General features: G+C 66.4%; 19 protein-coding genes, 1 tRNA gene and 2 pseudogenes. 12 read left to right on the forward strand and 10 right to left on the reverse strand.

The annotated features are described in order from the left end of the window. The first annotated feature begins 42 nt into the window (after positions 1-42). The 8 genes from trpC (at position 43) to G6N50_RS30000 (ending at position 8,870) form a co-directional block, all read left to right on the forward strand. Positions 43-861, forward strand: a complete 819-nt coding sequence (gene trpC / locus G6N50_RS04155; RefSeq protein WP_067828672.1) for an indole-3-glycerol phosphate synthase TrpC — start codon at positions 43-45, stop codon at positions 859-861. Positions 862-931: 70 nt separating this feature from the next. After that, positions 932-2,194 (forward strand): tryptophan synthase subunit beta, encoded by a 1,263-nt coding sequence (trpB, locus tag G6N50_RS04160; protein ID WP_179970091.1) that lies wholly within the window; start codon positions 932-934, stop codon positions 2,192-2,194. Continuing rightward, positions 2,191-3,006, forward strand: coding sequence for a tryptophan synthase subunit alpha (trpA, locus tag G6N50_RS04165; RefSeq protein ID WP_083094096.1), 816 nt, complete (start codon positions 2,191-2,193; stop codon positions 3,004-3,006). Before trpB ends, trpA begins: the two co-directional genes overlap by 4 nt. Next, entirely contained in the window at positions 3,003-4,367 is a 1,365-nt protein-coding gene (locus G6N50_RS04170) for a prolipoprotein diacylglyceryl transferase (protein ID WP_163650810.1), read from the forward strand. The genes trpA and G6N50_RS04170 overlap by 4 nt, the downstream gene beginning before the upstream one ends. Before the next feature lie 178 nt (positions 4,368-4,545). Continuing rightward, positions 4,546-4,899: a DUF2752 domain-containing protein gene (locus tag G6N50_RS04175; RefSeq protein ID WP_372509988.1), complete on the forward strand. Its 354-nt coding sequence runs from the start codon at positions 4,546-4,548 to the stop codon at positions 4,897-4,899. Between the two features lie 65 nt (positions 4,900-4,964). Further along, complete coding sequence (gene pyk, locus G6N50_RS04180) at positions 4,965-6,383, forward strand: pyruvate kinase (RefSeq protein ID WP_083094093.1); 1,419 nt, start codon at positions 4,965-4,967, stop codon at positions 6,381-6,383. A 92-nt stretch (positions 6,384-6,475) separates the two neighbouring features. Further along, complete coding sequence (locus G6N50_RS04185) at positions 6,476-7,324, forward strand: acyl-CoA thioesterase II (protein WP_142275478.1); 849 nt, start codon at positions 6,476-6,478, stop codon at positions 7,322-7,324. A 145-nt stretch (positions 7,325-7,469) separates the two neighbouring features. Beyond that, the gene (locus G6N50_RS30000; RefSeq protein WP_083094171.1) at positions 7,470-8,870 is read left to right on the forward strand and encodes a bifunctional lysylphosphatidylglycerol flippase/synthetase MprF; all 1,401 of its coding nucleotides are present in this window, start codon (positions 7,470-7,472) and stop codon (positions 8,868-8,870) included. On the opposite strand, the pseudogene cydC reads toward G6N50_RS30000, so the two are convergent. The 7 genes and pseudogenes from cydC to G6N50_RS04225 all read right to left on the reverse strand — a co-directional run bounded on the left by cydC (position 8,804) and on the right by G6N50_RS04225 (position 17,774). After that, positions 8,804-10,583, reverse strand: a pseudogene (gene cydC / locus G6N50_RS04195) (thiol reductant ABC exporter subunit CydC). The gene G6N50_RS30000 and the pseudogene cydC sit on opposite strands and share 67 nt — an antisense overlap. After that, complete coding sequence (gene cydD / locus G6N50_RS04200) at positions 10,570-12,183, reverse strand: thiol reductant ABC exporter subunit CydD (protein WP_083094170.1); 1,614 nt, start codon at positions 12,181-12,183, stop codon at positions 10,570-10,572. The pseudogene cydC and the gene cydD overlap by 14 nt, the downstream one beginning before the upstream one ends. 62 nt (positions 12,184-12,245) lie before the next feature. Next, complete coding sequence (gene cydB / locus G6N50_RS04205; RefSeq protein WP_083094090.1) at positions 12,246-13,286, reverse strand: cytochrome d ubiquinol oxidase subunit II; 1,041 nt, start codon at positions 13,284-13,286, stop codon at positions 12,246-12,248. Positions 13,287-13,317: 31 nt separating this feature from the next. After that, complete coding sequence (locus G6N50_RS04210; protein ID WP_083094089.1) at positions 13,318-14,790, reverse strand: cytochrome ubiquinol oxidase subunit I; 1,473 nt, start codon at positions 14,788-14,790, stop codon at positions 13,318-13,320. Between the two features lie 88 nt (positions 14,791-14,878). Next, the gene (locus G6N50_RS04215) at positions 14,879-15,472 is read right to left on the reverse strand and encodes an HdeD family acid-resistance protein (RefSeq protein ID WP_142275476.1); all 594 of its coding nucleotides are present in this window, start codon (positions 15,470-15,472) and stop codon (positions 14,879-14,881) included. 45 nt (positions 15,473-15,517) lie between these two features. Then, positions 15,518-16,849, reverse strand: coding sequence for an adenylate/guanylate cyclase domain-containing protein (locus G6N50_RS04220; protein ID WP_083094088.1), 1,332 nt, complete (start codon positions 16,847-16,849; stop codon positions 15,518-15,520). A gap of 848 nt (positions 16,850-17,697) precedes the next feature. Then, positions 17,698-17,774: transfer RNA gene (locus G6N50_RS04225), tRNA-Leu, on the reverse strand. Positions 17,775-17,886: 112 nt separating this feature from the next. Between G6N50_RS04225 and G6N50_RS04230 the strand changes: the two genes are divergently transcribed. After that, positions 17,887-18,510 (forward strand): ANTAR domain-containing response regulator, encoded by a 624-nt coding sequence (locus tag G6N50_RS04230; RefSeq protein ID WP_083094086.1) that lies wholly within the window; start codon positions 17,887-17,889, stop codon positions 18,508-18,510. 154 nt (positions 18,511-18,664) lie between these two features. Here the strand turns inward: G6N50_RS04230 and G6N50_RS04235 are convergent, their stop codons facing one another. Together G6N50_RS04235 and G6N50_RS04240 are read right to left on the reverse strand one after the other, a co-directional pair. Beyond that, on the reverse strand, positions 18,665-19,867 hold the full coding sequence (locus G6N50_RS04235; RefSeq protein ID WP_083094085.1) for a lipid-transfer protein: 1,203 nt from the start codon (positions 19,865-19,867) through the stop codon (positions 18,665-18,667). 8 nt (positions 19,868-19,875) lie between these two features. Continuing rightward, positions 19,876-20,358: a Zn-ribbon domain-containing OB-fold protein gene (locus G6N50_RS04240; RefSeq protein WP_083094084.1), complete on the reverse strand. Its 483-nt coding sequence runs from the start codon at positions 20,356-20,358 to the stop codon at positions 19,876-19,878. A 164-nt stretch (positions 20,359-20,522) separates the two neighbouring features. Between G6N50_RS04240 and polA the strand changes: the two genes are divergently transcribed. The 3 genes from polA to coaE all read left to right on the forward strand — a co-directional run bounded on the left by polA (position 20,523) and on the right by coaE (position 26,118). Further along, positions 20,523-23,183 carry a DNA polymerase I gene (polA, locus tag G6N50_RS04245; RefSeq protein WP_163650948.1) on the forward strand — a complete coding sequence of 887 codons (2,661 nt, stop codon included), beginning with the start codon at positions 20,523-20,525 and terminating at the stop codon, positions 23,181-23,183. A 238-nt stretch (positions 23,184-23,421) separates the two neighbouring features. Next, positions 23,422-24,861, forward strand: a complete 1,440-nt coding sequence (rpsA, locus tag G6N50_RS04250) for a 30S ribosomal protein S1 (protein ID WP_083094082.1) — start codon at positions 23,422-23,424, stop codon at positions 24,859-24,861. An 18-nt stretch (positions 24,862-24,879) separates the two neighbouring features. Further along, on the forward strand, positions 24,880-26,118 hold the full coding sequence (gene coaE, locus G6N50_RS04255) for a dephospho-CoA kinase (RefSeq protein ID WP_083094081.1): 1,239 nt from the start codon (positions 24,880-24,882) through the stop codon (positions 26,116-26,118). On the opposite strand, the pseudogene G6N50_RS30005 reads toward coaE, so the two are convergent. Next, positions 26,115-26,252, reverse strand: a pseudogene (locus tag G6N50_RS30005) (hypothetical protein); the annotation flags it as partial. The gene coaE and the pseudogene G6N50_RS30005 sit on opposite strands and share 4 nt — an antisense overlap. Between the last annotated feature and the right edge of the window lie 29 nt (positions 26,253-26,281).

Genomic DNA, 26,281 nt, shown 5'->3' on the forward strand with positions numbered 1-26,281 from the left:
GTGGCATGACAGCGGGCGACAGGGCGAAGGGAAACGACAGGCATGAGTCCGGCAACCGTGCTTGACTCCATCCTCGAGGGAGTTCGGGCCGACGTCGCCGCGCGCGAAGCGCTCATCAGTCTGTCCGAGATCAAGGCCGCCGCGGCGGCCGCGCCACCGCCACGCGACGTGATGGCCGCCCTGCGCGAGCCCGGAATCGGCGTCATCGCCGAAGTCAAGCGTGCCAGCCCGTCGGCGGGTTCCCTGGCGACCATTGCCGATCCGGCCAAGCTGGCCCGCGCCTACGAAGACGGCGGTGCCCGCATCATCAGCGTGTTGACCGAGGAGCGACGCTTCCACGGCTCGCTGGACGACCTCGACGCGGTCCGCGCGGCGGTCTCGATACCGATTCTGCGCAAAGACTTTGTCGTGCAGCCCTATCAGATCCACGAAGCGCGTGCGCACGGCGCCGACATGCTGCTGCTCATCGTCGCCGCGCTGGAGCAGTCGGCGCTGGTCTCGATGCTGGACCGCACCGAATCGCTGGGCATGACGGCGCTCGTCGAGGTGCACACCGAGGAAGAGGCCGACCGGGCGCTCAAGGCCGGGGCCAACGTAATCGGCGTCAACGCCCGCGATCTGGCGACGCTCGAGGTGGACCGGGATTGCTTCGCGCGCATCGCTCCCGGGCTGCCCAGCAAGGTGATCAGGATCGCCGAATCCGGTGTGCGGGGCACCGGGGACCTGCTGGCGTACGCCGGTGCGGGTGCCGACGCCGTCCTGGTCGGCGAGGGTCTGGTCAAAAGCGGTGACCCGCGCGCCGCGGTTGCCGACCTGGTGACCGCGGGCACCCATCCGTCCTGTCCGAAACCGGCTCGCTAGTCACTACGCCGCTGAAAAGCCCCTGCGCTGAAACGTTGAACCAGATGAGCCATCCGCGCGTAGAGCCCTGGTGATGGTGGACCTGTCCCGCCCGGACTTTCCGCTGCCGAGCGCAGCCATCGCCGAACCCACCCGTCACGAACCCGACGCCGGTGGCCATTTCGGCGTGTACGGCGGCCGCTACGTCGCCGAGGCGTTGATGGCCGTGATCGAAGAGGTCACCGCCGCCTATGAGAAGGAACGCGTCAACCAGGATTTCCTGGACACCCTGGATTACCTGCAAGCGCACTACGCCGGCCGTCCCTCGCCCCTGTACGAGGCGCCCCGCCTGTCCGAACAGGCGGGCGCGCGGATCTTCCTCAAGCGAGAAGACCTGAACCACACCGGTTCCCACAAGATCAACAACGTGCTCGGTCAGGCATTGCTGGCCCAGCGCATGGGCAAGAAGCGAGTGATCGCCGAGACCGGGGCCGGTCAGCACGGCGTGGCGACCGCCACCGCGTGTGCCTTGCTCGGCCTGGAGTGCGTGATCTACATGGGCGCCGTGGACACCGAGCGCCAGGCGCTCAACGTGGCCCGGATGCGGTTGCTGGGAGCGACGGTCGTCTCGGTCGAGAGCGGTTCCAGGACGCTCAAAGACGCTATCAATGAGGCGTTTCGGGATTGGGTTACCAACGCCGACAACACGTTCTACTGTTTCGGCACCGCGGCCGGCCCGCATCCCTTCCCGGCCATGGTGCGCGATTTTCAGCGGATCATCGGCCTCGAGGCGCGCGTCCAGATCCAGGCCCAGGCGGGCCGGTTGCCCGACGCCGTGGTGGCCTGTATCGGCGGTGGGTCCAACGCCATCGGCATCTTTCACCCGTTCATCGACGATCCAAACGTACGGCTGGTCGGATTCGAGGCCGCCGGCGATGGCGTCGAAACCGGAAGGCACGCCGCGACTTTCAGCGGTGGATCGCCCGGAGCGTTTCAGGGATCGTTCTCCTACCTGCTGCAGGACGAGGACGGGCAGACCATCGAATCCCATTCCATCTCAGCGGGTCTGGATTATCCGGGGGTGGGTCCAGAACATGCGTATCTGCGCGAGACCGGGCGTGCCGAGTACCGTCCGATCACCGACTCGGAGGCGATGGACGCGTTCCGCATCCTGTGCCGCACGGAAGGGATCATTCCGGCCATCGAATCCGCGCACGCCGTGGCCGGCGCACTGAAGTTGGGCCCCGAATTGGGGCGGGGAGCGATCATCGTGGTGAACCTGTCCGGGCGCGGCGACAAGGACGTCGAGACGGCCGCGAAGTGGTTCGGGCTGCTGGGGTCAAGCGATCGATGACAGTGAAACAGAGCGAGGCGAGCAGGCTCGAGTCGGTCTTCGCCGGCTGCCGCAACGACAATCGCGCGGCGCTGATCGGCTACCTGCCCACCGGTTACCCCGACGTGTCGACGTCCGTGAACGCAATGATCGCACTGGTCGAATCGGGTTGCGACATCATCGAAGTCGGAGTCCCCTATTCGGATCCGGGCATGGACGGCCCGACCATCGCCAAGGCCACCGAGCTCGCGTTGCGCGGAGGAGTACGCGTCCGCGACACCCTCGCCGCGGTCGAGGCGATCAGCGCGGCCGGTGGACGCGCCGTGGTGATGACCTACTGGAACCCCGTGTTGCGCTACGGGGTTGACGCGTTCGCTCGGGATCTGGCAGCGGCGGGCGGGTACGGCCTGATCACGCCCGATCTCATCCCTGACGAAGCCGGGCAGTGGCTGGCGGCATCCGACGAGCACCGGTTGGACCGGATATTCCTGGTGGCGCCGTCGTCGACACCGCAACGGTTGGCGATGACGGTCGAGGCGTCGCGCGGATTCGTCTATGCGGCTTCGACGATGGGCGTCACGGGGGCACGTGACGTGGTGTCCAACGCCGCGCCCGAGTTGGTGAGCAGGGTCAAAGAGTTATCGGACATACCCGTCGGGGTCGGCCTGGGGGTGCGGTCACGGGAGCAGGCCGCCCAGATCGGCAGCTACGCCGACGGGGTCATTGTGGGGTCCGCGCTGGTGTCGGCACTGGGGGACGGGGGGTTGACTGCATTGCATGCACTGACTGAGGAACTCGCCGCCGGTGTTCGTGAGAGGCCGGATGCCTCATGACGAAACTCCTGGCCTATTTCCCGAGCCCACCGCAGGGTGTGTGGCACCTCGGGCCGCTGCCCATTCGGGCCTACGCGCTGTTCATCATCGCCGGCATCGTGGCCGCGCTGCTGATCGGTGACCGGCGCTGGGAGGCGCGCGGCGGCGAACGCGGCGTGATCTACGACATCGCGCTGTGGACCGTGCCTTTCGGATTGATTGGTGGTCGGCTCTACCACCTGGCCACCGACTGGCGAACCTATTGGGGTCCCGGCGGCGCGGGACTCGGGGCGGCCGTGCGGATCTGGGACGGCGGCTTGGGCATTTGGGGCGCGGTGGCTCTCGGCGCCGTCGGCGCATGGATCGGCTGCCGCCGGCGCGGGATTCCACTGCCAGCCTTCGCCGATGCGCTGGCCCCGGGAATCATTCTGGCGCAGGCCATCGGCCGGTTCGGTAACTATTTCAACCAGGAGCTCTACGGCCGTGAAACCACCCTGCCGTGGGGTCTGGAGATCTTCTACCGTCGCGACCCCTCGGGATACATCGACCCCCATTCGCTGGACGGCGTCTCGACGGGACAGATCGCATTCGTTGTGCAGCCGACGTTTCTCTACGAATTGCTCTGGAACGTCCTGATTTTCGTCGTGTTGATCTACGCGGACCGGCGCTTCACACTCGGCCACGGGCGGCTGTTCGCGCTATACGTGGCGGGTTACTGCGTTGGACGATTCTGTGTCGAGTTGCTGCGCGACGACACCGCCACCCACATCGCCGGCATCCGGATCAACTCGTTCACCTCCACATTCGTGTTCATCGGGGCCGTGGTGTATCTCATGGCGGCGCCAAAGGGACGCGAAGATCCCGAGAGCCTGCGCGGCAACCTCGAAGAGGAAGCGGCCGAAGCCGAGTCGGACGAGGAGCCCGCGACGGTCACCGCGGCGACAACTGCGGCGGGCGCTGCAGCCGTCGCCGCGGCCGATGCCCCGGCCGGCTCGGCGGAGACCGCGGAATCTGGCGAAACTACCGCCCTCGACGCGGAAGCCGAAGAGCCCGAAGCCGAAGAGCCCGAAGCCGAAGAGCCCGAAGCCGAAGAGCCCGAAGCGGAAGAGCCCGAAGCCGAAGAGCCCGAAGCCGAAGAGCCTGAAGCGGAAGAGCCCGAAGCCGAAGAGCCCGAAGCCGAAGCGGAAGACGAACCAGCCACCGAGGATTTGGACGACGAGCCCGTCGCCGAAACAGCCGACACGTCCGACGCGGACTCGGAGGCGCCCGCTGAACCCGAACCCGCAAATTCCGCGGAAGAGACCGCAAAGACGACTCCGGCTCAGCCGGAAACCCGTCGGCGATGGGGCTCGCGACTGAGGAACCGGCTGTCGGGCCGCTAGTCGCCGAGCTACTCCGATTTCACGGGGCGGGCCGCACTGGATCTGGCATGCTGAAAAGCGTGACCAACGCGAGGTCAGCCACCAGGTGATGCAACCTCATCCATCCGCGCACGTTCCGGGACGGTCTCATCCGCACGGCACGCGGCGTCATCGCCTCTACATCGCGGCCGGTACCGGCGTGATGCTGGGTGGCGCGCTCGGCTACGTAGCGCTGGCCGATCCGCACAGCCCGAGTTCGATCTATCCGCTGTGCCCATTCAAGTGGCTCACGGGCTGGAATTGCCCGTTTTGCGGTGGATTGCGGATGACGCATGACCTGTTGCACGGCGGCCTGACGGCGGCCATCCACGACAACGTTTTCCTGCTGGTGGGAATCCCGCTGCTGGCAGCGTGGGTGCTGCTGCGCCGCGCCCGCGGCAAGGTATTGCTGTCCAGATCGGCGTTGCTGACGGTCGTGGTCGCCACGATCGCGTGGACCGTCGTGCGTAACCTGCCCGCCTTCCCCTTGTTTCCCACCGTTCTTGGTGGGTAAGAGCACACCGCGCGGCGGCGGCAAGTGCGGGCCGTGGGGGTTACACACGACTATGCTGGGTCGGCGTGAGTAGACGCGGAAAGATCGTCTGCACCCTTGGCCCTGCGACAAATTCGTATGAGTCGATCCTGGCCCTGGTTGAAGCCGGAATGGACGTTGCCCGGCTGAACTTCAGCCACGGCGACTACGCCGACCACAAAGCCGCGTACGAGCGCGTCCGGTCCGCGTCCGACGCCACCGGCCGTGCCGTCGGCGTGCTGGCCGACTTGCAGGGCCCCAAGATCCGGCTGGGGCGTTTCGCCACCGGGCCCACCTACTGGGCCGACGGTGAAACGGTACGGATCACCGTCGCCGACTGCGACGGCGACCACGACCGGGTGTCGACCACCTACAAAAACCTGGCCGAGGACGCCACCGTTGGTGACCGGATTCTGGTCGACGACGGCAAGGTCGGCCTGACCATCGACGGCATCGAGGGTGACGACGTCATCTGCACGGTCGTCGAGGGCGGCCCGGTGAGCAACAACAAGGGCATTTCGCTGCCCGGCATGAACGTGTCCGCACCGGCCTTGTCGGAGAAGGACGTCGAGGATCTCACCTTCGCGCTGGAACTCGGCGTCGACCTGATCGCGCTCTCCTTCGTGCGTTCGCCCTCCGACGTCGAGTTGGTGCACGAGGTGATGGACCGGGTGGGGCGGCGCGTGCCAGTGATTGCGAAGCTGGAAAAGCCGGAGGCCGTCGACAATCTGGAAGCCATAGTGCTGGCCTTCGACGCGATCATGGTGGCCCGGGGCGACCTGGGCGTCGAGCTACCCCTGGAAGAGGTCCCGCTGGTGCAGAAGCGGGCCATCCAGATGGCCCGGGAGAACGCGAAACCGGTGATCGTGGCGACCCAGATGCTCGATTCGATGATCGAGAGCTCACGGCCGACCCGGGCCGAGGCCTCCGACGTCGCGAACGCGGTCCTCGACGGCGCCGACGCGGTGATGCTGTCCGGGGAGACCTCGGTGGGGAAGTATCCGCTGGCGGCCGTTCGGACCATGTCCCGCATCATCTGCGCGGTCGAGGACAATTCCACGGCCGCGCCGCCGCTGACGCATGTGCCCCGCACCAAACGCGGGGTGATCTCGTATGCGGCCCGCGACATCGGCGAACGGCTCGATGCCAAGGCGCTGGTCGCTTTCACCCAGTCCGGCGACACGGTCAAGCGCCTCGCCCGCCTGCACACTCCGCTGCCGCTGCTGGCCTTCACCGCCTGGCCCGAGGTGCGTAGCCAGTTGGCCATGACCTGGGGCACCGAAACGTTCATCGTCCCGATGATGACCTCTACCGACGGCATGATCCGCCAGGTCGACAAGTCGCTACTGGAACTCGGCCGCTACCGGCGTGGCGACCTGGTGGTCATCGTCGCCGGCGCGCCACCTGGCACAGTAGGGTCAACAAACCTCATCCATGTGCACCGGATCGGGGAGGACGACGTCTAACTAGAGGAGAGCGTGTGCCGGCCGGCTGTGAGTCTGAAGAGCCGAATGCGGTAGCAGCGGCCGCGCCACAGTCCCATCCCGATTTCGCGGAGCTGCTGGCGACGCTCGACCTCGATCGCGTCGACGACGACCTGTTCATCGGGTCGCATCCCAGCAAGAACCCGATGCGAACCTTCGGTGGCCAGCTCATGTCGCAGGCGTTCGTCGCGAGCAGTCGCAGCCTCCTGCGCGAGGACCTGCCGCCGAGTGCGCTGTCGGTGCACTTCATCAACGGGGGAGACACCGCAAGGGACATCGAGTTCCGCGTGACGCGGTTGCGTGACGAGCGCCGGTTTGCCAATCGGCGGGTGGATGCGATGCAGGACGGCACGCTGCTGTGCTCGGCGCTGGTCTCCTATATGGCAGGTGGCCGCGGCCTGGAACACGGCATCGCGCCCCCGGAGGTGGCCGAGCCGCACACCCAGCCCACGATCGGCGAACTGCTGCGCGGCTACGAGGAGACCGTCCCTCACTTCGTCAAGGCCCTGCAGCCCATCGAATGGCGCTACACCAACGATCCGGCGTGGGTGATGCGCACGAAAGGCGACCGGCTTCCGCACAATCGGGTCTGGGTGAAGGCGCTGGGAGAAGTGCCCGACGACCCGATGTTGCACACGGCAACAATGGTCTATTCGTCGGATACGACGGTATTGGACTCGGTTATCACGACGCACGGTCTTTCCTGGGGATTCGACCGCATATTCGCCGCTTCAGCGAATCATTCCATTTGGTTTCACCGGCAGGTCAACTTCAACGACTGGGTGTTGTACTCCACATCGTCGCCGGTGGCGGCGGATTCGCGAGGGCTGGGTACCGGGCATTTCTTCGACCGGTCCGGGCAGCCGCTGGCCACCGTGGTCCAAGAGGGCGTCCTGAAGTATTTCCCATCTTCGAGCCGCTAAATCGTTACCCGATAGCCGCGAATAATCCCCCCGCATTCGGGTCCTGTGCGGCCGCGATCGGGCGTAACTTTGACGTAGCCGGGTAATCGGTGCGGAGGCGGTGGTGAAAGTCGCCAAGCTGTTGTCAGCGCATCGGGAGGTGAATGTGAACGGGCCAGTGGTGGACGTCACAGTAGCAAGACCCCGCGCGCGCGAACGCGTTGTCGTGTCGGTGGATTCACTGGCGGTCCGCCTGCTCGGCGCATTGGCGGTGTTCGTTGCGGCTTGCTGGTTCATCGAAATTCTCGCTCGGCACCACAGGCATCCGGACTGGGACTACACCGATCGGTTGGCCTGGTCGCTGACGGTTCTGGTGGCGGTGGCGTGGATAGCCCGCGGCATTTTCCTGGGCCGCCCGGTGACGACGATGCACGCGGTGGCCGCCGCCTTGTTCGTGCTGGCGGGATTGGGACTGCATGTGTTGTCCTTCGATCTGCTCGGTGACCTGGTGATCGCCAGTTCGGGCATGGCATTGATGTGGCCGACGACCTCGTATCCTCGGCCCGGCGACCTGCCGCGCGTGTGGAAACTGGTCAACGCAACCGGTGGCGACGCGCTGGCGCCGTTCGCCATGCAGACCGGCAAGAGCTATCACTTCACCGCCGATGGAACCGCGGCTCTGGCCTACCGGACGCGGATGGGAATCGCCGTGGTCAGCGGCGACCCGATCGGGGATGAGGCGCATTTCCCAGAACTGGTCGCCGATTTCGCCGCCACCTGCCACGCGCACGGATGGCGCATCGCCGTGGTGGGGTGCGGCGAGCGCCGGCTCAACCTGTGGAACGACTCGACCGTGTTGGGACAATCGTTGCGGCCCATACCGATTGGCCGCGATGTGGTCGTCGACGTGTCCAGCTTCGACATGGTCGGCCGCAAGTTCCGTAACCTGCGTCAGGCGGTGAAGCGCACCCACAACTGTGGTGTGACAACCGAAATCGTGTCCGAGCAGGAGCTCGACGACAAGCTGCTGGCCGAGCTGACCGAGGTGGTGCGGGAGTCATCCAAGGGGGCCGACGCCGATCGCGGATTCCACATGAACCTCGACGGCGTTCTGGAAGGCCGATTCCCCGGAATACAGCTCATCATCGCCAGGGATGCGACGGGCAAGGTCCAAGCGTTTCACCGCTACGCCACCGCGGGCGGCGGTAGCGACATCACCCTCGACGTGCCATGGCGCCGGCGCGGTGCTCCCAACGGGCTCGATGAGCGGCTCAGCGTCGACATGATCATGGCCGGCAAAGAGGTTGGGGCGCAGCGGGTATCGCTGGCGTTCGCCGCGTTCCCCGAGATTTTCGACGATAAGAACCGCGGTTGGATGCAGCGCATCTTCTACGGGTTGACCCACGTTCTGGACCCGTTGATCGCCCTGGAGTCGTTGTATCGGTACGTGCGTAAGTGGCATGCCCTTGACGCCCGGCGCTACGCGCTGATCTCCATGACTCAGATCGTCCCGCTATTGTTCGTGCTGTTGTCGCTGGAGTTCATGCCACGCCGGCGGCACCTCTGAGTGCGCAGCAGCCTGTCGACTCTCCTCGATCTTCAGTTCCCGAACATCAATCCCCTCGGGTAGGTGGTGTGTCGCCACCACCACCGTCCGCTCCGGGGACATCAACCGCGAATCCGGGGCCAGCAGATCCGGCAGGACCGCTTCGGCGTCGCTGACGTCGAGGTGTTCGGTGGGCTCGTCGAGCAGCACGATCCGGGCGGGCGATATCACCGCCCGGGCCAGCAACAGTCTTCTGCGTTGGCCGGCCGAAAGGGCTTGCGCGCCACCGGTGAGCACCGTGGACAAACCGTCGGGCAGACCGGCGAGCCACGCACCCAGGCCGACCGCGTCCAGTGCGGTCGTCAGTTCGTTGTCTGAGCAATCCCCGCGTGCGACCAGCAGGTTGTCCCGGACGGTGGTGGCAAAGATGTGTGCGTCCTCGGCGAAAAACCCGATAGCCCTGCGCAAATCGCCCTCATCGAACTCGTGCAGGGCGCTGCCGTTCAGCGTGATCCGCCCGCCCAGGGGCGGCAGCAGGCCGGCGAGCGTCATCAGCAGGGTCGTCTTCCCCGAACCGCTGGCGCCGGTGATGGCCAGTCGAGCGCCCGGCGGCAGGTCCATCACAATCGGGGTTGAGGGTGCCGCGTCGTCGTGGCCGCAACGGACGTCGGCGGACAACCTGCCGGTGCCTGCCGGTGCGGGCGCGTTCGTCGGTGCCCGTTCGGGTTCGGGCGGGGTCAGTTCGAGCAATCGACGCGCGGCGATCCGTGACCGCGTCAACTGGACGGCGGCCGCCGGCAACGGCGTCATCGCCTCGAAGGCGGACAGTGGCAGCAGCATGAGCACGGCCAGCGTGGTGGGCGCGACCGCGTGCGCCAACCCGATCCCGGACATCACCGCGCCCAGCACGCTGGCCCCGATCGCCGCGGTGGGCATCGCCTCGGCAATGGCCGCCGGTCTGGCGGCGGCATCCAGAGCGTCGCCCCAAACGCGTTGACGGCGTTGTGATTCCGCGATGATATTGGGGAGCAGGCCCGCGACCCGGAGTTCGGGGGCATGTTCGAGAGCGAACATCGCCGACGTGTCGCGTTCGGAATGATGCTGGCGCGCAAGGTTTTCCTGGTTCGCGGCGGCCCGGCCCGCAAGCCGGGGAGCGACAAAGCCGGCGATCAGCAGGCAGATGGCCAGCACCACGGCCGCCGACGGTGAAATGGCGGCGACGACCGCGGTCGCCGCCAGGGCCAGCACCACCGCGACGCCGATCGGCACCAGGGCCCGCACCAGAACGTTGGCCAGTTCGTCGACGTCCGCACCCACCCGGGCCACCAGTTCACCGCTGTGCAGCCGGACGGCGGCCGCCGCCGGACCGCGCGCCAGCCGTCGGTAGATCTGTACCCGCGCGGTGCCGGCCGCGCGTAGGGCCGTGTCGTGGGTGGCCAGTCGCTCGCAGTAGTGCAGCACGGCCCGCGAGATCGCGAACAGCCGGACCGCGACCGCCGCGACCGACAGGTCCAGCACGGGCGGCATCTGCCAGGCGCGCGTGATCAACCACGCCGCCACACCGGCCAGGGCGAGCGCGCTGCCCAGCGAGAGCACGCCGAGCGCAATCGCCGCCAGGACCCGCGGCCACCGCGGGCGCAGCAGCTCGGCGCCGGCCAGCAGCAGGTCGTGGCGGCGACCCGCCGCGCCCGGCTTCGCCGCGCTTGCGATCGCCGCGGGATCAGGCCGGGGCATACCGCATCCCCCGCTCGGCGACCACCTCGACGACCTGGTCGCCGATGGCCAGGACCGGCGCACGGTGGCCGACGACGATCACCGTCGCACCGGCCCGGGCTCGCTCGACGATGGCCCGCAGGACGCGTTGCTCGGTGGCCGCGTCCAGGTGTGCGGTCGGCTCGTCGAGCAACAGCACGCCGGCCGTCGAGCCGAGCGCTCGGGCGAGGCCCAGCCGTTGCCGTTGTCCCAGCGACAACCCGACACCGCCGCGCCCCAGCACGGTTGCGCCCCCACCGGGCAGCCCCGTCAAGACCACGTCGAATCCGGAATCAGCACAAGCCTTTTCGACGTCGTCGAGGTTCCCGAACAGCATCAGGTTGTCGTCGACGGTGCCCGGCACCAGCACTGGGCGTTGCGGCAGCCAGGACAGCTGCGCCCACCACCCGTTCGGCTCCAGGTCGGCGACGTCCACGCCGTCCACGATGACCCGGCCCGACGAAGGCACGCTGATGCCGGCAATCGCCTGCAGGGTGGTGCTCTTGCCGGCGCCGTTACGCCCTGTCAGTACCGTCACCGTGCCGGGCACGATGACCGCGCTGAGATCACGTGGCGCCTCGCCGTCGCGGCCATGCACGGTCAGGTGGTCAAGGCGCATCCGCGCACCGCGCGCGGTGACCGTCCGGGTTTTGGCCTTCGACGCGGTCGGCTCGCCGATCAGGGCGAACGCCGCATCGGCGGCGGTCTTGCCGTCCTGAGAGGCATGGAATTCCACGCCGACGCGGCGCAGCGGCCAGTACACGTCCGGCGCCAGCAACAGGACCGTCAAACCGGCGGTCAAAGTCATCTCACCGAACACCAGACGAAGGCCTATCCCGACGGCGATCAACGCCACTCCCAGCGTGGCCAGCAATTCCAGCACCAACGCCGACAAGAACGCGATCCGCAATGTCGCCATGGTCGAGCGCCGGTGCGCGGCAGCCAGTTCGGCGATGCGGTGTTCCGGGCCCGAGCTGCGCCCCAGCGCCCGCAGCGTGGGGATGCCGGCGATCAGGTCCAGCAACCGGGCCTGCAGGGTCGTCATCGCGGAAAGCGCCGCCGCCGATCGGTCAGCGGTAGCCAGCCCGATCAGCACCATGAAGATCGGTATCAGTGGCAGCGTGATCGCCACGACCAGCACCGATTTCACGTCGTATGCCGCGATCACGGCGACCGTGGCCGGGGTCAGGACGGCGGCGAGCAGCAACGTCGGCAGGTAGCCGGTGAAGTAGGGGCGCAAGCCGTCCAGTCCGCGGGTGACCACGACGGCGGCGGCGTCGCGTTGCGCGGCGAGCTCACCGGGCTGCCTGGCGGTCACTGCCGCCAGCACCTGACCCGACAGGTCGGCGATGACGGCGCTGGCGCCCCGCTGGCCCAGCCGGGCCTGAAGCCACTGCGTCACCGCGCGGACGATCCAGAGCGCCAACAGGATTGACAACGGCCTCAGCCAGACGTGCAGACTCCGGGCCGACGGATCGCCGACCACGCGGGCGACGATGCCCGCCAACGCGATCGCCGAGCCGATCGCGCAGCCGGAGATCAGCACACCGCAGCCCACCGCGGCGACCAGATAGCGGCGCAGTGCCGGCGAAACTCGCCACAGTCTGGGGTCCAGTGGCGCACGGCTGGTGCGGTCCCTACCGCTCAGGACGCGCGCCTTGCCAGACCGATCGGCGCCGGTATCCGGTCGGCCGAGATCCGTTGCCGGAAAATCCAATACGACCAGGCTTGGTACACCACCGTGAGCGGGGCCATGAACGCCGTCACCCAGGTCATCACCTTGAGGGTGTAGTGGGTGGAGGAGACGTTGTAGATGGTCAGGCTCCATTGCCTGTTCAGCGTCGAAGGCACCAGGTTGGGATACAGCGAGCCGAAGAGCAGGATCACCACGGCCGCGACCACCAGCGCGACGCAGGTGAACGCCCAGCCGTCGGACCCGCGTCGCCACACCAGAAGCACCGCCGCCAGCTGCGCCAGCACCGCCGCGGCCAGCACCAGCCATGTCCAGTCTTTGCCATAAGCCAGTTGCGTCCAAAGTCCAAAGCCGGCAACCAATCCGGTGACCGGTAACGACAACCAAACCCCGAATCGGTACGCGTCGTCACGGATGGCGCCGGAGGTCTTCAGCGCGACGAACGCCGCTCCGTAAAACAGGAACAACCCGGCGGTGGCCAGGCCGCCCAAGATCGTGTACGCGTTGAGCACATCGGTGATCGACAGGTGAATGTGGCCGTCGGCGTCCACCGGGAGCCCTCGCACCAGGATCGCGAACGCGACACCCCACAAGACGGCCGGCAGCCACGACCCCGCCGCGATGCCGACATCGGCCCAGCCGCGCCATTTCGTGTCATCGATCTTGCCGCGCCACTCGATCGCCACGGCGCGCACGATCATGCCGAACAGGATCGCCAGCAGCGGCAGGTACAGCGTCGAGAACACGGACGCGTACCAGCCGGGGAAGGCGGCGAACATGGCTGCGCCGCCGACGATCAGCCAGACCTCGTTGCCATCCCAGACCGGTCCGATGGTGTTGAGGGCCGTACGGCGCAACGGTTCGGCCTCACCGATGCCGACGCGCGCGAACGGCTCCATCAACATGCCCACACCGAAGTCGAAGCCCTCGAGGATGAAGAAACCCAGGAACAGCACACCGATGATGCAAAACCACAACTCCTGCAGTCCCACCGTGTCAACTCCTTTCGGTGTCGGTTAGCCGTTAGTAGGCGAACGACAGCGGTGCCACCTCGTCATCGCTGGGCGCCTGCGGGGGAGCCGGTTCCGCGTCGTGCTCCAGCGGCCCCTCGACGACGTAGCGCTTGAGCAGGAAGAACCAGAGGACCGCGAGCACCGCGTAGACGAGCGTGAAGGTCACCAGGGACGTGATGACCATGCCGGGCACGTGATGCGACACCCCCTCGCGGACCGTCATCCGAATCAATTGGTCCCCATTGGGATTGGGTGCCACCACCCATGGCTGGCGGCCCATCTCGGTGAAAACCCAACCCGAGATGTTGGCCAGAAATGGCGTGGGGATGGTGAGCAGGGCGAACCAGGACACCCAGCGGCTCTTGGGAGTTCGCCCGCGACGGGTCACCCACAACACGGTCAGGGCGAACAACACCGGGATCGCCAGGAATCCGATCATCGCGCGGAAGGACCAGTAGGTGACGAACAGGTTGGGCCGGTAGTCGTCGGTTCCGAAGCGCTGCTGGTACTCCTGCTGTAGCTCGTCCACCCCGCGCAGCGTCACGCCGCTGAGTTTGCCTTCGGCCAGGAACGGCAGCACGTAATGCACCTTGATCACTTCGGCGACGCTGCCGCAGTTGTTGTGCGTGCCGATCGTCAGCACCGAGAAGTCGGGGTCGGTCTGCGTGTGGCACAAGGCCTCCGCCGAGGCCATCTTCATCGGCTGCTGGACGAACATCAGCTTGCCCTGCCGGTCACCGGTGAAGAACAAGCCGACCGTGGCGATCAGCACCACCCCGCATCCGAGGATGGCCGCGGGGCGAAACATGGTGCGGGCATCGGCTTGTGCTTCGGGGGTGGTGGACCCAGGCTTGCCTGAGCGCACCAGCCACCATGCGCTGACCGCGGCGACGAAGGTGCCCGCAACCAGCAGCGCTCCCATCACGGTGTGTGAAAACGCCGCTTGCGCAGTATTATTCGACAGCAGGGCGAAGATGTCGTTCAGCTCGGCGCGCCGCGTCGCCGGGTTGTAGTGCGCGCCGACCGGGTGCTGCATGAACGAGTTCGCCGCGATGATGAAGAACGCCGATGCGTTGACGCCGAACGCCACGATCCAGATGCAGGCCAGGTGGATGAGTTTCGGCAGCCGGCTCCAGCCGAAGATCCACAGGCCGATGAACGTGGATTCGAAGAAGAAGGCGAACAGCCCCTCCATCGCTAGTGGCGCACCGAAGATGTCGCCGACGAACTTGGAGTACTCACTCCAGTTCATCCCGAACTGAAATTCCTGGACGATCCCGGTCGCCACGCCGATGGCGAAGTTGATCAGAAACAGCTTGCCGAAGAATTTGGTCAGCCGGTACCAGGCGGTGTTACCGGTTGCCACCCATACCGTTTGCATGATGGCGAGCAGCGGCGCCAAGCCGATCGTGAGCGGCACGAAGATGAAGTGGTAGACGGTAGTGATACCGAACTGCCACCGCGAAATATCGACGACATTCATCTGTCATCTCCCGAGACTGCGGAGGCCCGATCAACGGCTACGACAGAGTGTAGTAGATGAGTCGGCGCCCGCGCTACCGGCGTCCTCCTCAGCTGGTGAGGGTTTTGGACGCCTTGCGGATTCCGAACGACGAAATGATCTCGAACACCCCGATGACCACGAACCAGGCGCCGACCACGATCGCGAGGGTGACGATCGATTGGAACGGTGACGCCAGGACGACGATGCCGGCGAGCAGGCTGATGACGCCGATGAAGATGTTCCAGCCCCGCCCCGGCAGGTGTGGGTCGCTGACGGCCGAAATCGTTGTGGCGACACCGCGGAAGATGAACCCGATGCCAATCCAGATGGCCAGCAGCAGGATTGCGTATCCCTGACCGAAATGGCGGAACGCCAGCAACGCCAGGATCAACGACGCCGCGCCACTGATGAACAGCAGGACCCGGCTGCCCGCCGAGACATGAAGCGAGAACGCGAAGATGACCTGCGCGACACCGGTTATCAACAGATAAACACCAAAGGCGACGGCGGCGACCAGGATGGAAATTCCCGGCCACGCCAGCACCAGGACACCGAGGGCAAGAGACAGAATTCCCGACAGCAGAGCGGATTTCCACAGATGCGGCAGCAGGCTTGGAACGGGATGGGGATGGGTTCCAGGAGAGCCAGGGGAGATAGTCATGGCCGAAGTCTGGCACAAACGCGGGCCGCGGTACAGGGACTTTGGTCAGACGTGGACCGTGCGTGGGTCTTCGGAACGCAGGTCGGTGGGTTCTTCGCCCGCCTTGCGGCCGATGAGATACCAGGTGCGCATCACGCCCTTGCCCTTTATTTCGATGCGGCCGCGCTCCTGCAGGACGAATTCGTGTTTGAGGCGCTCGTACATCGCCTCGGGCACCTGAATTCGGCCCACTGAATCGGTGGACTCCATCCGCGACGCGACGTTGACGGCGTCGCCCCACACGTCGTAGAAGAAGCGGCGCGAACCCACGACGCCGGCGACGACAGGTCCGCACGCCATGCCTATCCGCAGCGGGACGGCGTGGCCGTGCGGATCACTAAGTGCCGCTGCAACATTGGACATGTCGAGCGCGAAGTCGGCCAGAGCGAAGGCGTGATCCGGCCGTGCCCGCGGAACCCCGCTGACCACCATGTAGGAGTCGCCGCTGACCTTGATCTTCTCCAGGCCGTGTTTGTCCACCAGCTCGTCGAAGGCGCTGTACAGCCGGTCCAGGAACCGCACCAGGTCTGCCGGCGCCGTGCTGCTGGCGCGTTCGGTGAAACCGACGATGTCGGCGAACAGGACGGAGGCCTCGTCGTACTTGTCGGCGATGACGTTTCGCTCGGCACTCTTGAGACGCTCGGCGATGCTGCCCGGCAACATATTGGCCAGCAGCGCCTCAGAGCGCTGGTACTCGGATTCCATCACCGCCTCGGCGCGGGCGGTGTCGCGCAGGGCGAACCACAGCGTCACAACCACCATCACGACGCTGGAGATCGCGGTGACGACAAAGCCGGTCGACTGGACCCAGGCGGGCTGCAATCCGGTGTTGCGGGGGACCAGGAACTCAACGGCGATGATCAGGCCGGCGGCGACGGCCGCCAGCGCAGATGCCAACACGATGTGTTCGATCCCCAGCAACAGCACGACTATGCAGGCGCCCACCAGGAAGAAGAACTGAGCGCCCGCGCCGGTACCCACGTCCAGGCAGCTGGCGAAGACCGAGACGTAGGCCGCGACCAAAAAGGTGAGCGGAGCAATGAGTTCCCCGAATCGCTGCAACCAGGGAACCGCGGCGAAGACCATGGCGCCGACCACGTTGATCGTGCTGACCTGCCACAACCACGTTCCGCTGACGATCTGCACGACGACAAAGCTCACGCTCACCATCACGGCCAGCCATGCGGCGATGGTGAGTATCCGGGCCCGGCGCGCCGCGCTGTCGGCGTAGTGCTGACTGCGGGCGCGTGACTGCGCGCGCGCCGCGGCCACGCAGTCCGGGCGCTTCGACGAGCCGTCTGGCCATCTCGGTGGGGCACCACACTTCTTGGCCGCCACGGGAGTAAGCCTAACCGCTGGGCAGGGAACTTTGTCGAGTGCGGCATCAAATTGCCGTTTTCGCTTCCGTAAGTTCGCAAGTCTGATAACAACTTTGTTATCGGGTTGTAATCGGGTTTGCGCATGGTTCGATTTGGTTATTTAACACGTGTTCGGCGGGGCTGCTGGATACGTGTTCGCCTCGACTAAGGGGTGCCTGATGGCGGGTCTTAAAAGATTCCTGCTTGCGTTAATCCTGGCTCTCGCCGCCGTGCTCATGGACGGCTGTAGTGCCGCCTGTAGCGAGCCGAGTTGGCTACTCCGGGTCGCCGGCGACTCCATCGGCAACGATGCAACGGGGCTGAATGTCTCTGCGTCAGACCAGGTCTGCATCACCCGATCATTCAGCGACTGATCCGGCTACATCTGTCGGGCGGTGGCCTCGCTCGGTTCGAGAGTTCACCCGGGGTCGGGGTATGGACGGGGCGTCGGGCTCTTTTACCCACTTGATGGACGCCGTTGCCGGCTGCTTTTTTGTCGCGGTCTGCGCGCGTGCCGGAAAATTGGATGAATTCATCGGCATCTATTGCGCTTTTGCTAATGCGATGTTGCAGCTTAATTGCGTGCAGTTTATTAAAAGGGGATAATCCATACCGTCAGAACGTGTTTTAGGCGAATAGCAGACCGCTGGGTTTGTCCGTGCCCCTGGTGTGTCAACTTCGGTACCGAAACACGTCCGTCTGGGGCGTCGACATGGCCGCTCGGGATGCTGGGCCGGGACACCGCGCACGGCTTCGAAGTGACACGCATCAGGTCCCGTATCGCCGTAGGCCCGACAGGGCAGGCGTTTGCCAACCTTCAGGGGTGCGTGGTGCCCTCGGTGAGATTCGAACTCACACTGGACGGGTTTTGAATCCGTTTCCTCTGCCAGTTGGGATACGAGGGCGTGCGGCCTCTTACCTTAGAGGCAGCCTCCCACCATAGAGGATCAGGAGTGCTCAACTGCCTCACCGCCCCCGAGGTCGCTGGTCTGAGGCGTTCACGACACAATATGCGTCATGACAGGCCCCACGACCGACACCGATACCGACGCCGCTGTGCCGCGCCGGGTCCTGATCGCTGAAGACGAAGCGCTCATCCGCATGGATCTCGCCGAGATGCTCCGAGAGGAGGGGTACGAGATCGTCGGGGAGGCCGGCGACGGACAGGAAGCCGTCGAGCTGGCCGAGCTCCATCAGCCGGATCTGGTGATCATGGATGTGAAGATGCCGCGCCGCGACGGCATCGACGCGGCCTCGGAGATAGCCAGCAAGCGCATCGCCCCGATCGTCGTGCTGACCGCGTTCAGCCAGCGCGATTTGGTGGAGCGGGCGCGCGACGCCGGGGCGATGGCCTATCTGGTGAAGCCGTTCACCATCAGCGACCTCATTCCGGCCATCGAATTGGCCGTCAGCCGCTTCGGTGAGATCGCCGAGCTCGAACGCGAGGTGGCCTCGTTGTCCGACCGGCTGGAGACCCGCAAGCTCGTCGAGCGCGCGAAAGGCCTGCTGCAAAGCGAACAGGGGATGACCGAGCCCGAGGCCTTCAAGTGGATTCAACGGGCCGCGATGGACCGCAGGACCACGATGAAGCGGGTGGCCGAAGTCGTCCTGGAGACCCTGGACCCGCAGAAGGACGCCTAGCCGTCGACCGTTGAGCCGGTCGAGTGTGAACCCGCGGCGTTGAGTGTGAACTGAGTGCGACGACACGCCGACGACAGCCGCCGTGGCTTCACACTCAAAGCCGCGGCGTCACAGTGGCGGCCAAGACGGCCGTAATCGCGTGAGGCCGTAGGCCCTAGCGGGCGACGATCACCGACGAGCCGTGGCCGAACAAGCCCTGGTTGGCGGTGACGCCCACGGTCGCGTTCTCCACCTGCCGGCCGGTGGCCTGACCGCGTAGCTGCCAGGTCAACTCGCAGACCTGGGCGATCGCCTGCGCGGGAATCGCCTCACCGAAGCACGCCAGACCGCCCGACGGGTTGACCGGAACCCGGCCGCCGATCGCGGTCGCACCGCTGCGCAACAGCTGCTCGGCTTCACCTTTGGGGCACAACCCCAGGTGCTCGTACCAGTCGAGCTCCAGCGCGGTGGACAGATCGTAGACCTCGGCCATGCTCACGTCCTCGGGCCCGATGCCCGCCTCGGCGTAGGCCGCGTCGAGGATCTGATCCTTGAACACCCGATCGGGCCCGGGCACCACCGCGGTGGAATCCGTTGCGATGTCCGGTAATTCGGGCAGGTGCTGCGGGTACTGCGGCGTGACCGTGCTGACCGCGCGCACCGACGGCACACCCTCGAGCGAGCCCAGGTGCCTGCGGGCGAACTCGGCGCTGGCCACGATCAGCGCCGCGGCGCCGTCGGAGGTGGCGCAGATGTCGAGCTGCCGCAGCGGGTCGGACACCACCGGGCTGGCCAACACGTCCTCGACCGAAGATTCCTTGCGGTAGCGGGCATTCGGATTCTGCAGACCGTGCTGGGAGTTCTTCACCTTCACCGCAGCGAAGTCCTCGGACGTCGCGCCGTACAGGTCCATCCGGCGCCGCGCGAGCAGCGCGAAGTACACCGGGTTCATCGCGCCGATCAAGTGGAACCGCTGCCAGTCCGGGTCGTTCTTGCGCTCACCGCCGACCGGGGCGAACGCCCCCTTCGGCGTGGTGTCGGCGCCGATCACCAGTGCGACGTCGCAGAAGCCGGCCAGGATGTGGGCGCGGGCGCTCTGCAGCGCCTGCGAACCGCTGGCACACGCGGCGTAGCTGGAGCTGACCGGCACGCCGTTCCAGCCCAGCTTCTGCGCGAACGTGGACCCCGCGATGAAGCCCGGGTAGCCGTTGCGGATGGTGTCGGCGCCGGCGACCAGCTGGATCTGCTGCCAGTCCAGCCCCGCCTCGGCCAGCGCGGCGCGCGCGGCGACCACGCCGTATTCGGTGAAGTCGCGTCCCCATTTGCCCCACGGGTGCATCCCGGCCCCAAGGATGTAGAGCGGTTCGGGCGTGCTCATGAGGCTCCTCATTTGCGCCACTCCTCCTCATTGCTTCGCGCTGCATCGTCGCCGGCGCGCCTCCAGGCGTGCACGATGCGCTCGACGCCGTCGTCGTCGGTGAACAGTGGCATCGTGGTCAGTTCCATCTCCATGCCGACCTTCAGGTCTGCTGCCAGCGTGCCCTCGACCACCTTGCCGAGCACGATGATGCCCTCATGGGCCAATTCCACCGCGGCAATGGCGAACGGCTCGAACGGGTCCGCCGCCGGGTAGGGCGCAGGTGGCGGGTACCGGTTTTCGGTGTAGCTCCACAGCGTTCCGCGGGTCGACAAAGCGACGGACTCTAAGGTGTCGCTGGCGCAGGCCGGGTTGGGGCAGTTGTTCTCCCGCGGCGGAAAGACGTAGGTCCCGCACTCGGGGCACTTGCTGCCGATCAGACGGGGATTTCCGGCGTCATCGGTGGCGAACCATCCATCGATCGCGGGTTCTTGACTGGTGACCTCTGGCACTGGGCCAGACTACCCAGCCCAAACCCAAAACTGAAACGTGTTGCAGTTCTGCTGGTGGCACGGTTGGGCCGCCCGGTTCGTCACACCGGGTGCCTAGAGTGAGATCCGTGCCCGCCACGAAGACCCCTACCAAGCCCAGCGAGGGACAGACCGCGCCGACGCTCATGCTGCTCGACGGCAACTCGCTGGCGTTCCGGGCGTTCTATGCGCTGCCCGCCGAGAACTTCAAGACCCGCAGCGGGCTGACCACCAACGCGGTCTACGGCTTCACCGCCATGTTGATCAACCTGCTGCGCGACGAGGCCCCGACCCACATTGCCGCGGCGTTCGACGTGTCTCGGCAGACCTTCCGCTCCGAGCGCTATCCGGAGTACAAGGCCAATCGGTCGGCGACGCCGGACGAGTTTCGTGGCCAGATCGACATCACCAAGGAAGTCCTGGCGGCGCTGGGCATCACCGTGCTCGCCGAGGAGGGTTTCGAGGCCGACGATCTCATCGCCACCCTGGCCACGCAGGCCGAAAAGGAGGGCTACCGCGTACTGGTGGTCACCGGAGACCGCGACTCGCTGCAGTTGGTCAGCGACAGTGTGACGGTGCTGTATCCCCGCAAGGGGGTCAGCGAATTGACCCGCTTCACCCCGGATGCGGTCGTCGAGAAGTACGGGCTGACGCCCCGGCAGTACCCCGACTTCGCCGCCCTGCGCGGCGACCCCAGCGACAACCTGCCCGGCATCCCGGGCGTGGGGGAGAAGACAGCCTCCAAGTGGATCGGCGAATACGGGTCGCTGCAGGGGCTGGTCGACAACGTCGACTCGGTGCGCGGCAAGGTCGGCGACGCGCTGCGCGAGCATCTGGCCAGCGTCATCCGCAACCGCGAGCTGACCGATCTCGTCAAAGACGTGCCGCTGGCCCAAACCCCGGACACGCTGCGGCTGCAGCCGTGGGATCGCGACCAGATCCACCGGCTCTTCGATGACCTGGAGTTCCGGGTGCTGCGGGACCGCCTGTTCGAGACCCTTGCCGCGGTGGAGCCCGAGGTCGACGAGGGTTTCGACGTGCGCGGCGGGGCCCTGCAAGCCGGCGAGCTGGCGGTGTGGCTGGCCGAGCACAGCTCGGGAAAGCGGTTCGGCCTGGCCGTCGTCGGTACCCATCTGGCCTACGACGCCGACGCCACCGCGCTGGCCATCGTGTCCGCCGACGGCGAGGGCCGCTACATCGACACCGCGACGCTGGATCCCGAAGACGAAGCGGCGCTGGCGTCGTGGCTGGCCGACCCCGGCCCGCCCAAGGCGCTGCACGAAGCCAAGCTCGCGATGCACGACCTGGCCGGGCGGGGCTGGACGCTGGCCGGCGTCACCTCCGACACCGCACTGGCGGCCTACCTGGTGCGCCCCGGTCAGCGCAGCTTCTCCCTCGACGACCTTTCGCTGCGCTACCTGCGCCGCGAATTGCGCGCCGAAAACCCTGAGCAACAACAGCTTTCGCTGCTCGACGACACCGAGGGCACCGACGACCAGGCGGTGCAGACGCTGATCCTGCGCGCTGTGGCGGTGCTGGATCTGGCCGACGCGCTGGACGAGGAGCTGGCCCGCATCAACTCCACGTCGCTGTTGGGCGGCATGGAGCTGCCGGTGCAGGCGGTGCTGGCAGGCATGGAAAACGCCGGCATCGCAGTCGATTTGGACTTGCTGGGCGAGTTGCAAAGCGATTTCGCCCATCAGATCCGCGACGCGGCCGAGGCGGCGTACGCGGTGATCGGCAAGCAAATCAACCTTGGCTCGCCAAAACAGTTGCAGGCGGTGCTTTTCGACGAGCTGGAGATGCCGAAGACCAAGCGCACCAAGACCGGTTACACCACCGACGCGGACGCCCTGCAGTCGCTGTTCGACAAGACCGGCCATCCGTTCCTGCAGCATCTGCTGGCCCACCGCGACGCGACCCGGCTCAAAGTCACCGTCGACGGATTGCTGAATTCGGTGGCCTCGGACGGGCGCATCCACACCACGTTCAACCAAACCATCGCGGCGACGGGCCGGCTGTCGTCGACCGAGCCGAACCTGCAGAACATCCCGATCCGCACCGAGGCGGGCCGGCGGATCCGCGACGCGTTTGTCGTCGGCGACGGCTACAGCGAGCTGATGACCGCCGACTACAGCCAGATCGAGATGCGGATCATGGCCCACCTGTCCAAGGACGAGGGCCTGATCGAGGCGTTCAACACCGGGGAGGACCTGCACTCGTTCGTCGCGTCGCGGGCGTTCGGCGTGCCAATCGAGGAGGTCACCTCGGAGCTGCGCCGCCGGGTCAAAGCCATGTCCTACGGGCTGGCGTACGGGTTGAGCGCGTACGGGCTGTCGCAGCAGCTGAAGATCTCCACCGAGGAAGCCAAGGAGCAGATGGAGGCCTACTTCGCCCGGTTCGGCGGCGTGCGCGACTATCTGATGAACGTCGTGGACCAGGCCCGCAAGGACGGCTATACGTCGACGGTCTTCGGGCGTCGGCGCTACCTCCCCGAACTCGACAGCAGCAACCGTCAGGTGCGCGAGGCCGCCGAGCGGGCCGCGCTCAACGCGCCGATCCAGGGCAGCGCGGCCGACATCATCAAGGTGGCGATGCTCGAAGTCGACAAGGCGATCAAAGACGCCGGGCTTTCGTCCCGGATGCTGCTGCAGGTGCACGACGAGCTGCTGTTCGAGGTCGCGCCCGGCGAGCGGGAACAGCTCGAAGCGCTGGCACGCGACAAGATGGGCGGCGCCTACCCGCTCGACGTGCCGCTGGAGGTGTCGGTGGGCTACGGCCGCTCGTGGGACGCCGCCGCGCATTAGCGTCGCGATCCGGCCGGTGCCGCGCACCGCGGGGGTGTATCGGCTGCTCACACGGTCGCCGGGGGAGGCGGCGCGGCAAAAAGTCACCGGAAAGTCGCCGTGGCGTCACCCACGCGGCAACCGGTATGCCAGAGTCGACGGCGCTGAGTTTGGCCAGCGTGTGCCTAGTCGAGTAGCCTCGACAGGTAAATCCAAGAATTGTCCCTACGACCCAACCTGTCCGGAGCAACCCAACAATATGCCGAGTCCCGCCGTCACCTCGCCGCAAGTAGCCGTCAACGACATTGGCTCGAGCGAGGATTTTCTCGCCGCAATAGACAAAACGATCAAGTACTTCAACGATGGCGACATCGTCGAGGGCACGATCGTCAAAGTGGACCGGGACGAGGTGCTCCTCGATATCGGCTACAAGACCGAAGGGGTCATCCCCGCCCGCGAGCTCTCCATCAAGCACGATGTCGACCCCAACGAGGTCGTTTCCGTCGGTGATGAGGTCGAAGCCCTGGTTCTCACCAAGGAGGACAAAGAGGGCCGCCTGATCCTGTCCAAGAAGCGCGCGCAGTACGAGCGCGCCTGGGGCACCATCGAGGCGCTCAAGGAGAAGGACGAGGCCGTCAAGGGGACCGTCATCGAGGTGGTCAAGGGTGGCCTGATCCTCGATATCGGGTTGCGCGGCTTCCTGCCCGCCTCGCTGGTCGAGATGCGCCGCGTCCGCGATCTGCAGCCGTACATCGGCAAGGAGATCGAGGCCAAGATCATCGAGCTGGACAAGAACCGCAACAACGTGGTGCTGTCACGGCGCGCCTGGCTCGAGCAGACCCAGTCCGAGGTGCGCAGCGAGTTCCTCAACCAGCTGCAGAAGGGCGCCATCCGCAAGGGTGTCGTCTCCTCCATCGTCAACTTCGGCGCGTTCGTCGACCTCGGCGGTGTGGACGGCCTGGTGCACGTCTCCGAGCTGTCCTGGAAGCACATCGACCACCCGTCCGAGGTCGTGCAGGTCGGCGACGAGGTCACCGTCGAGGTGCTCGACGTCGACATGGACCGCGAACGGGTTTCGTTGTCGCTGAAGGCGACTCAGGAAGACCCGTGGCGCCACTTCGCCCGCACCCACGCCATCGGCCAGATCGTGCCGGGCAAGGTCACCAAGCTGGTTCCGTTCGGTGCGTTCGTGCGCGTCGAGGAGGGCATCGAGGGCCTGGTGCACATCTCCGAGCTGGCCGAGCGCCACGTGGAGGTCCCCGATCAGGTGGTCGCCGTCGGCGACGACGCGATGGTCAAGGTGATCGACATCGACCTGGAGCGTCGCCGGATCTCGTTGTCGCTCAAGCAGGCCAACGAGGATTACACCGACGAGTTCGACCCGGCGAAGTACGGCATGGCCGACAGCTACGACGAGCAGGGCAACTACATCTTCCCCGAGGGCTTCGACTCCGAGACCAATGAATGGCTCGAGGGCTTCGAGAAGCAGCGCGCCGAGTGGGAGGCCCGCTACGCCGAGGCCGAGCGCCGGCACAAGATGCACACCGCGCAGATGGAGAAGTTCGCCGCGGCCGAGGCTGCCGGGCACGCCGAGCAGTCGCCGGGCAACGGCGGTGCGCGTGAGGAGAAGGCGGGCGGATCGCTGGCCAGCGATGCCCAATTGGCCGCTCTGCGGGAGAAACTCGCCGGCAACGCGTGACGTTTTCCTGACCACGTCATGCTGCGGATCGGGCTGACTGGTGGCATCGGCGCCGGCAAGTCGGCGCTGTCGTCCACATTCGCGCAATGCGGCGCCGTCATCGTCGACGGGGACGTCATCGCGCGCGAGGTGGTTCAGCCGGGCACCGAGGGGCTGGCGGCGCTGGTGGAGGCGTTCGGCAGCGATATCCTGCTGCCGGACGGATCGCTGGATCGACCAGCATTGGCCGCCAAGGCTTTTCGCGACGACGAGGCACGCAAGACGCTAAACGGGATTGTCCACCCGCTGGTGGGCAATCGCCGTTCGGAGATCATCGCCTCGGTGCCCGAGGATTCCGTTGTGGTCGAGGACATTCCGCTGCTGGTGGAGTCCGGGATGGCGCCGCTGTTCCCGCTCGTCGTCATCGTCTACGCCGACGTCGAGGTGCGGCTGCGGCGGCTGGTCGATCAACGCGGCATGCCCGAAGAGGACGCCCGCGCCAGGATCGCCGCGCAGGCCAGCGATGAGCAGCGCCGCGCCGTCGCCGACATCTGGGTGGACAACTCCGGCAGCCCGGAGGAGTTGGTGCAACGGGCCCACGATCTGTGGGACAACCGGATACTGCCGTTCGCGCGCAACCTGAGCGCGCGGCGCACCGCCCCGGCCCCGGCCCGGCTGGTGCCGCCCGACCCGAGTTGGGCGGATCAGGCGCAGCGAATCCTCAACCGCCTCAAGACAAGCTGCGGTCACCGGGCGTTGCGCGTCGACCACATCGGCTCGACGGCGGTGCCGGACCTTCCGGCCAAGGATGTCATCGACATGCAGATCACCGTCGAATCCCTGGCCGTCGCCGACGAACTCGCCGAGCCGCTGCTGTCCGCCGGTTACCCTCGCATCGAGCACATCGCCGAAGACGTCGCCAAGGACGATGCCCGCAGTACCGTCGACGGCTACGACCACAAGGATGATCCGGCGTTGTGGTTCAAGCGGATTCACGCTTCGGCCGATCCCGGTCGGCCCACCAATGTGCATATCCGCGTTGACGGTTGGCCCAACCAGCAGTTCGCCCTGCTGTTCGTGGACTGGCTGACGGCCAACCCCGACGCCCGCGCCGACTATCTGAACGTCAAGCGCGCCGCCGAAAAGAGCGGTGGCGGAGACACCGCGGCCTACCTCGAGGTCAAAGAGCCGTGGGTGCTCGACGCCTACCGGCGGGCCTGGGAGTGGGCCGACTCGACCGGCTGGAAGCCCCTAGGGCATCGGCGCGCCGCAGGTTAGCGCCCCGTTGTTAGGATCGGTGTTACCGGCCACCGGTCTGACCATCTGGTCGGACTGGACGAAAACGTTGTCGTCGGCGTCGATCTCGCAGTGCACATTGGCCGCGTACGGGAAATGAAGCACGATCCGCAGGCCGGCTTGCGCGGGGTCGGGTAGCACGGTG

The sequence above is a fragment of the Mycobacterium mantenii genome, from assembly GCF_010731775.1.
Lineage (GTDB): Bacteria > Actinomycetota > Actinomycetes > Mycobacteriales > Mycobacteriaceae > Mycobacterium > Mycobacterium mantenii.

Excerpts from the sequence above, each read along its gene's own strand:
- G6N50_RS04235 (WP_083094085.1), bottom strand. The coding sequence starts at position 19,867 with ATGAGCACGCCCGAACCGCTCTACATCCTTGGGGCCGGGATGCACCCG.
- trpA (WP_083094096.1), top strand. The coding sequence starts at position 2,191 with ATGACAGTGAAACAGAGCGAGGCGAGCAGGCTCGAGTCGGTCTTCGCC.
- trpC (WP_067828672.1), top strand. The coding sequence starts at position 43 with ATGAGTCCGGCAACCGTGCTTGACTCCATCCTCGAGGGAGTTCGGGCC.
- G6N50_RS04170 (WP_163650810.1), top strand. The coding sequence starts at position 3,003 with ATGACGAAACTCCTGGCCTATTTCCCGAGCCCACCGCAGGGTGTGTGG.
- polA (WP_163650948.1), top strand. The coding sequence starts at position 20,523 with ATGCTGCTCGACGGCAACTCGCTGGCGTTCCGGGCGTTCTATGCGCTG.
- coaE (WP_083094081.1), top strand. The coding sequence starts at position 24,880 with ATGCTGCGGATCGGGCTGACTGGTGGCATCGGCGCCGGCAAGTCGGCG.
- rpsA (WP_083094082.1), top strand. The coding sequence starts at position 23,422 with ATGCCGAGTCCCGCCGTCACCTCGCCGCAAGTAGCCGTCAACGACATT.
- G6N50_RS04230 (WP_083094086.1), top strand. The coding sequence starts at position 17,887 with ATGACAGGCCCCACGACCGACACCGATACCGACGCCGCTGTGCCGCGC.
- G6N50_RS04215 (WP_142275476.1), bottom strand. The coding sequence starts at position 15,472 with ATGACTATCTCCCCTGGCTCTCCTGGAACCCATCCCCATCCCGTTCCA.
- G6N50_RS04210 (WP_083094089.1), bottom strand. The coding sequence starts at position 14,790 with ATGAATGTCGTCGATATTTCGCGGTGGCAGTTCGGTATCACTACCGTC.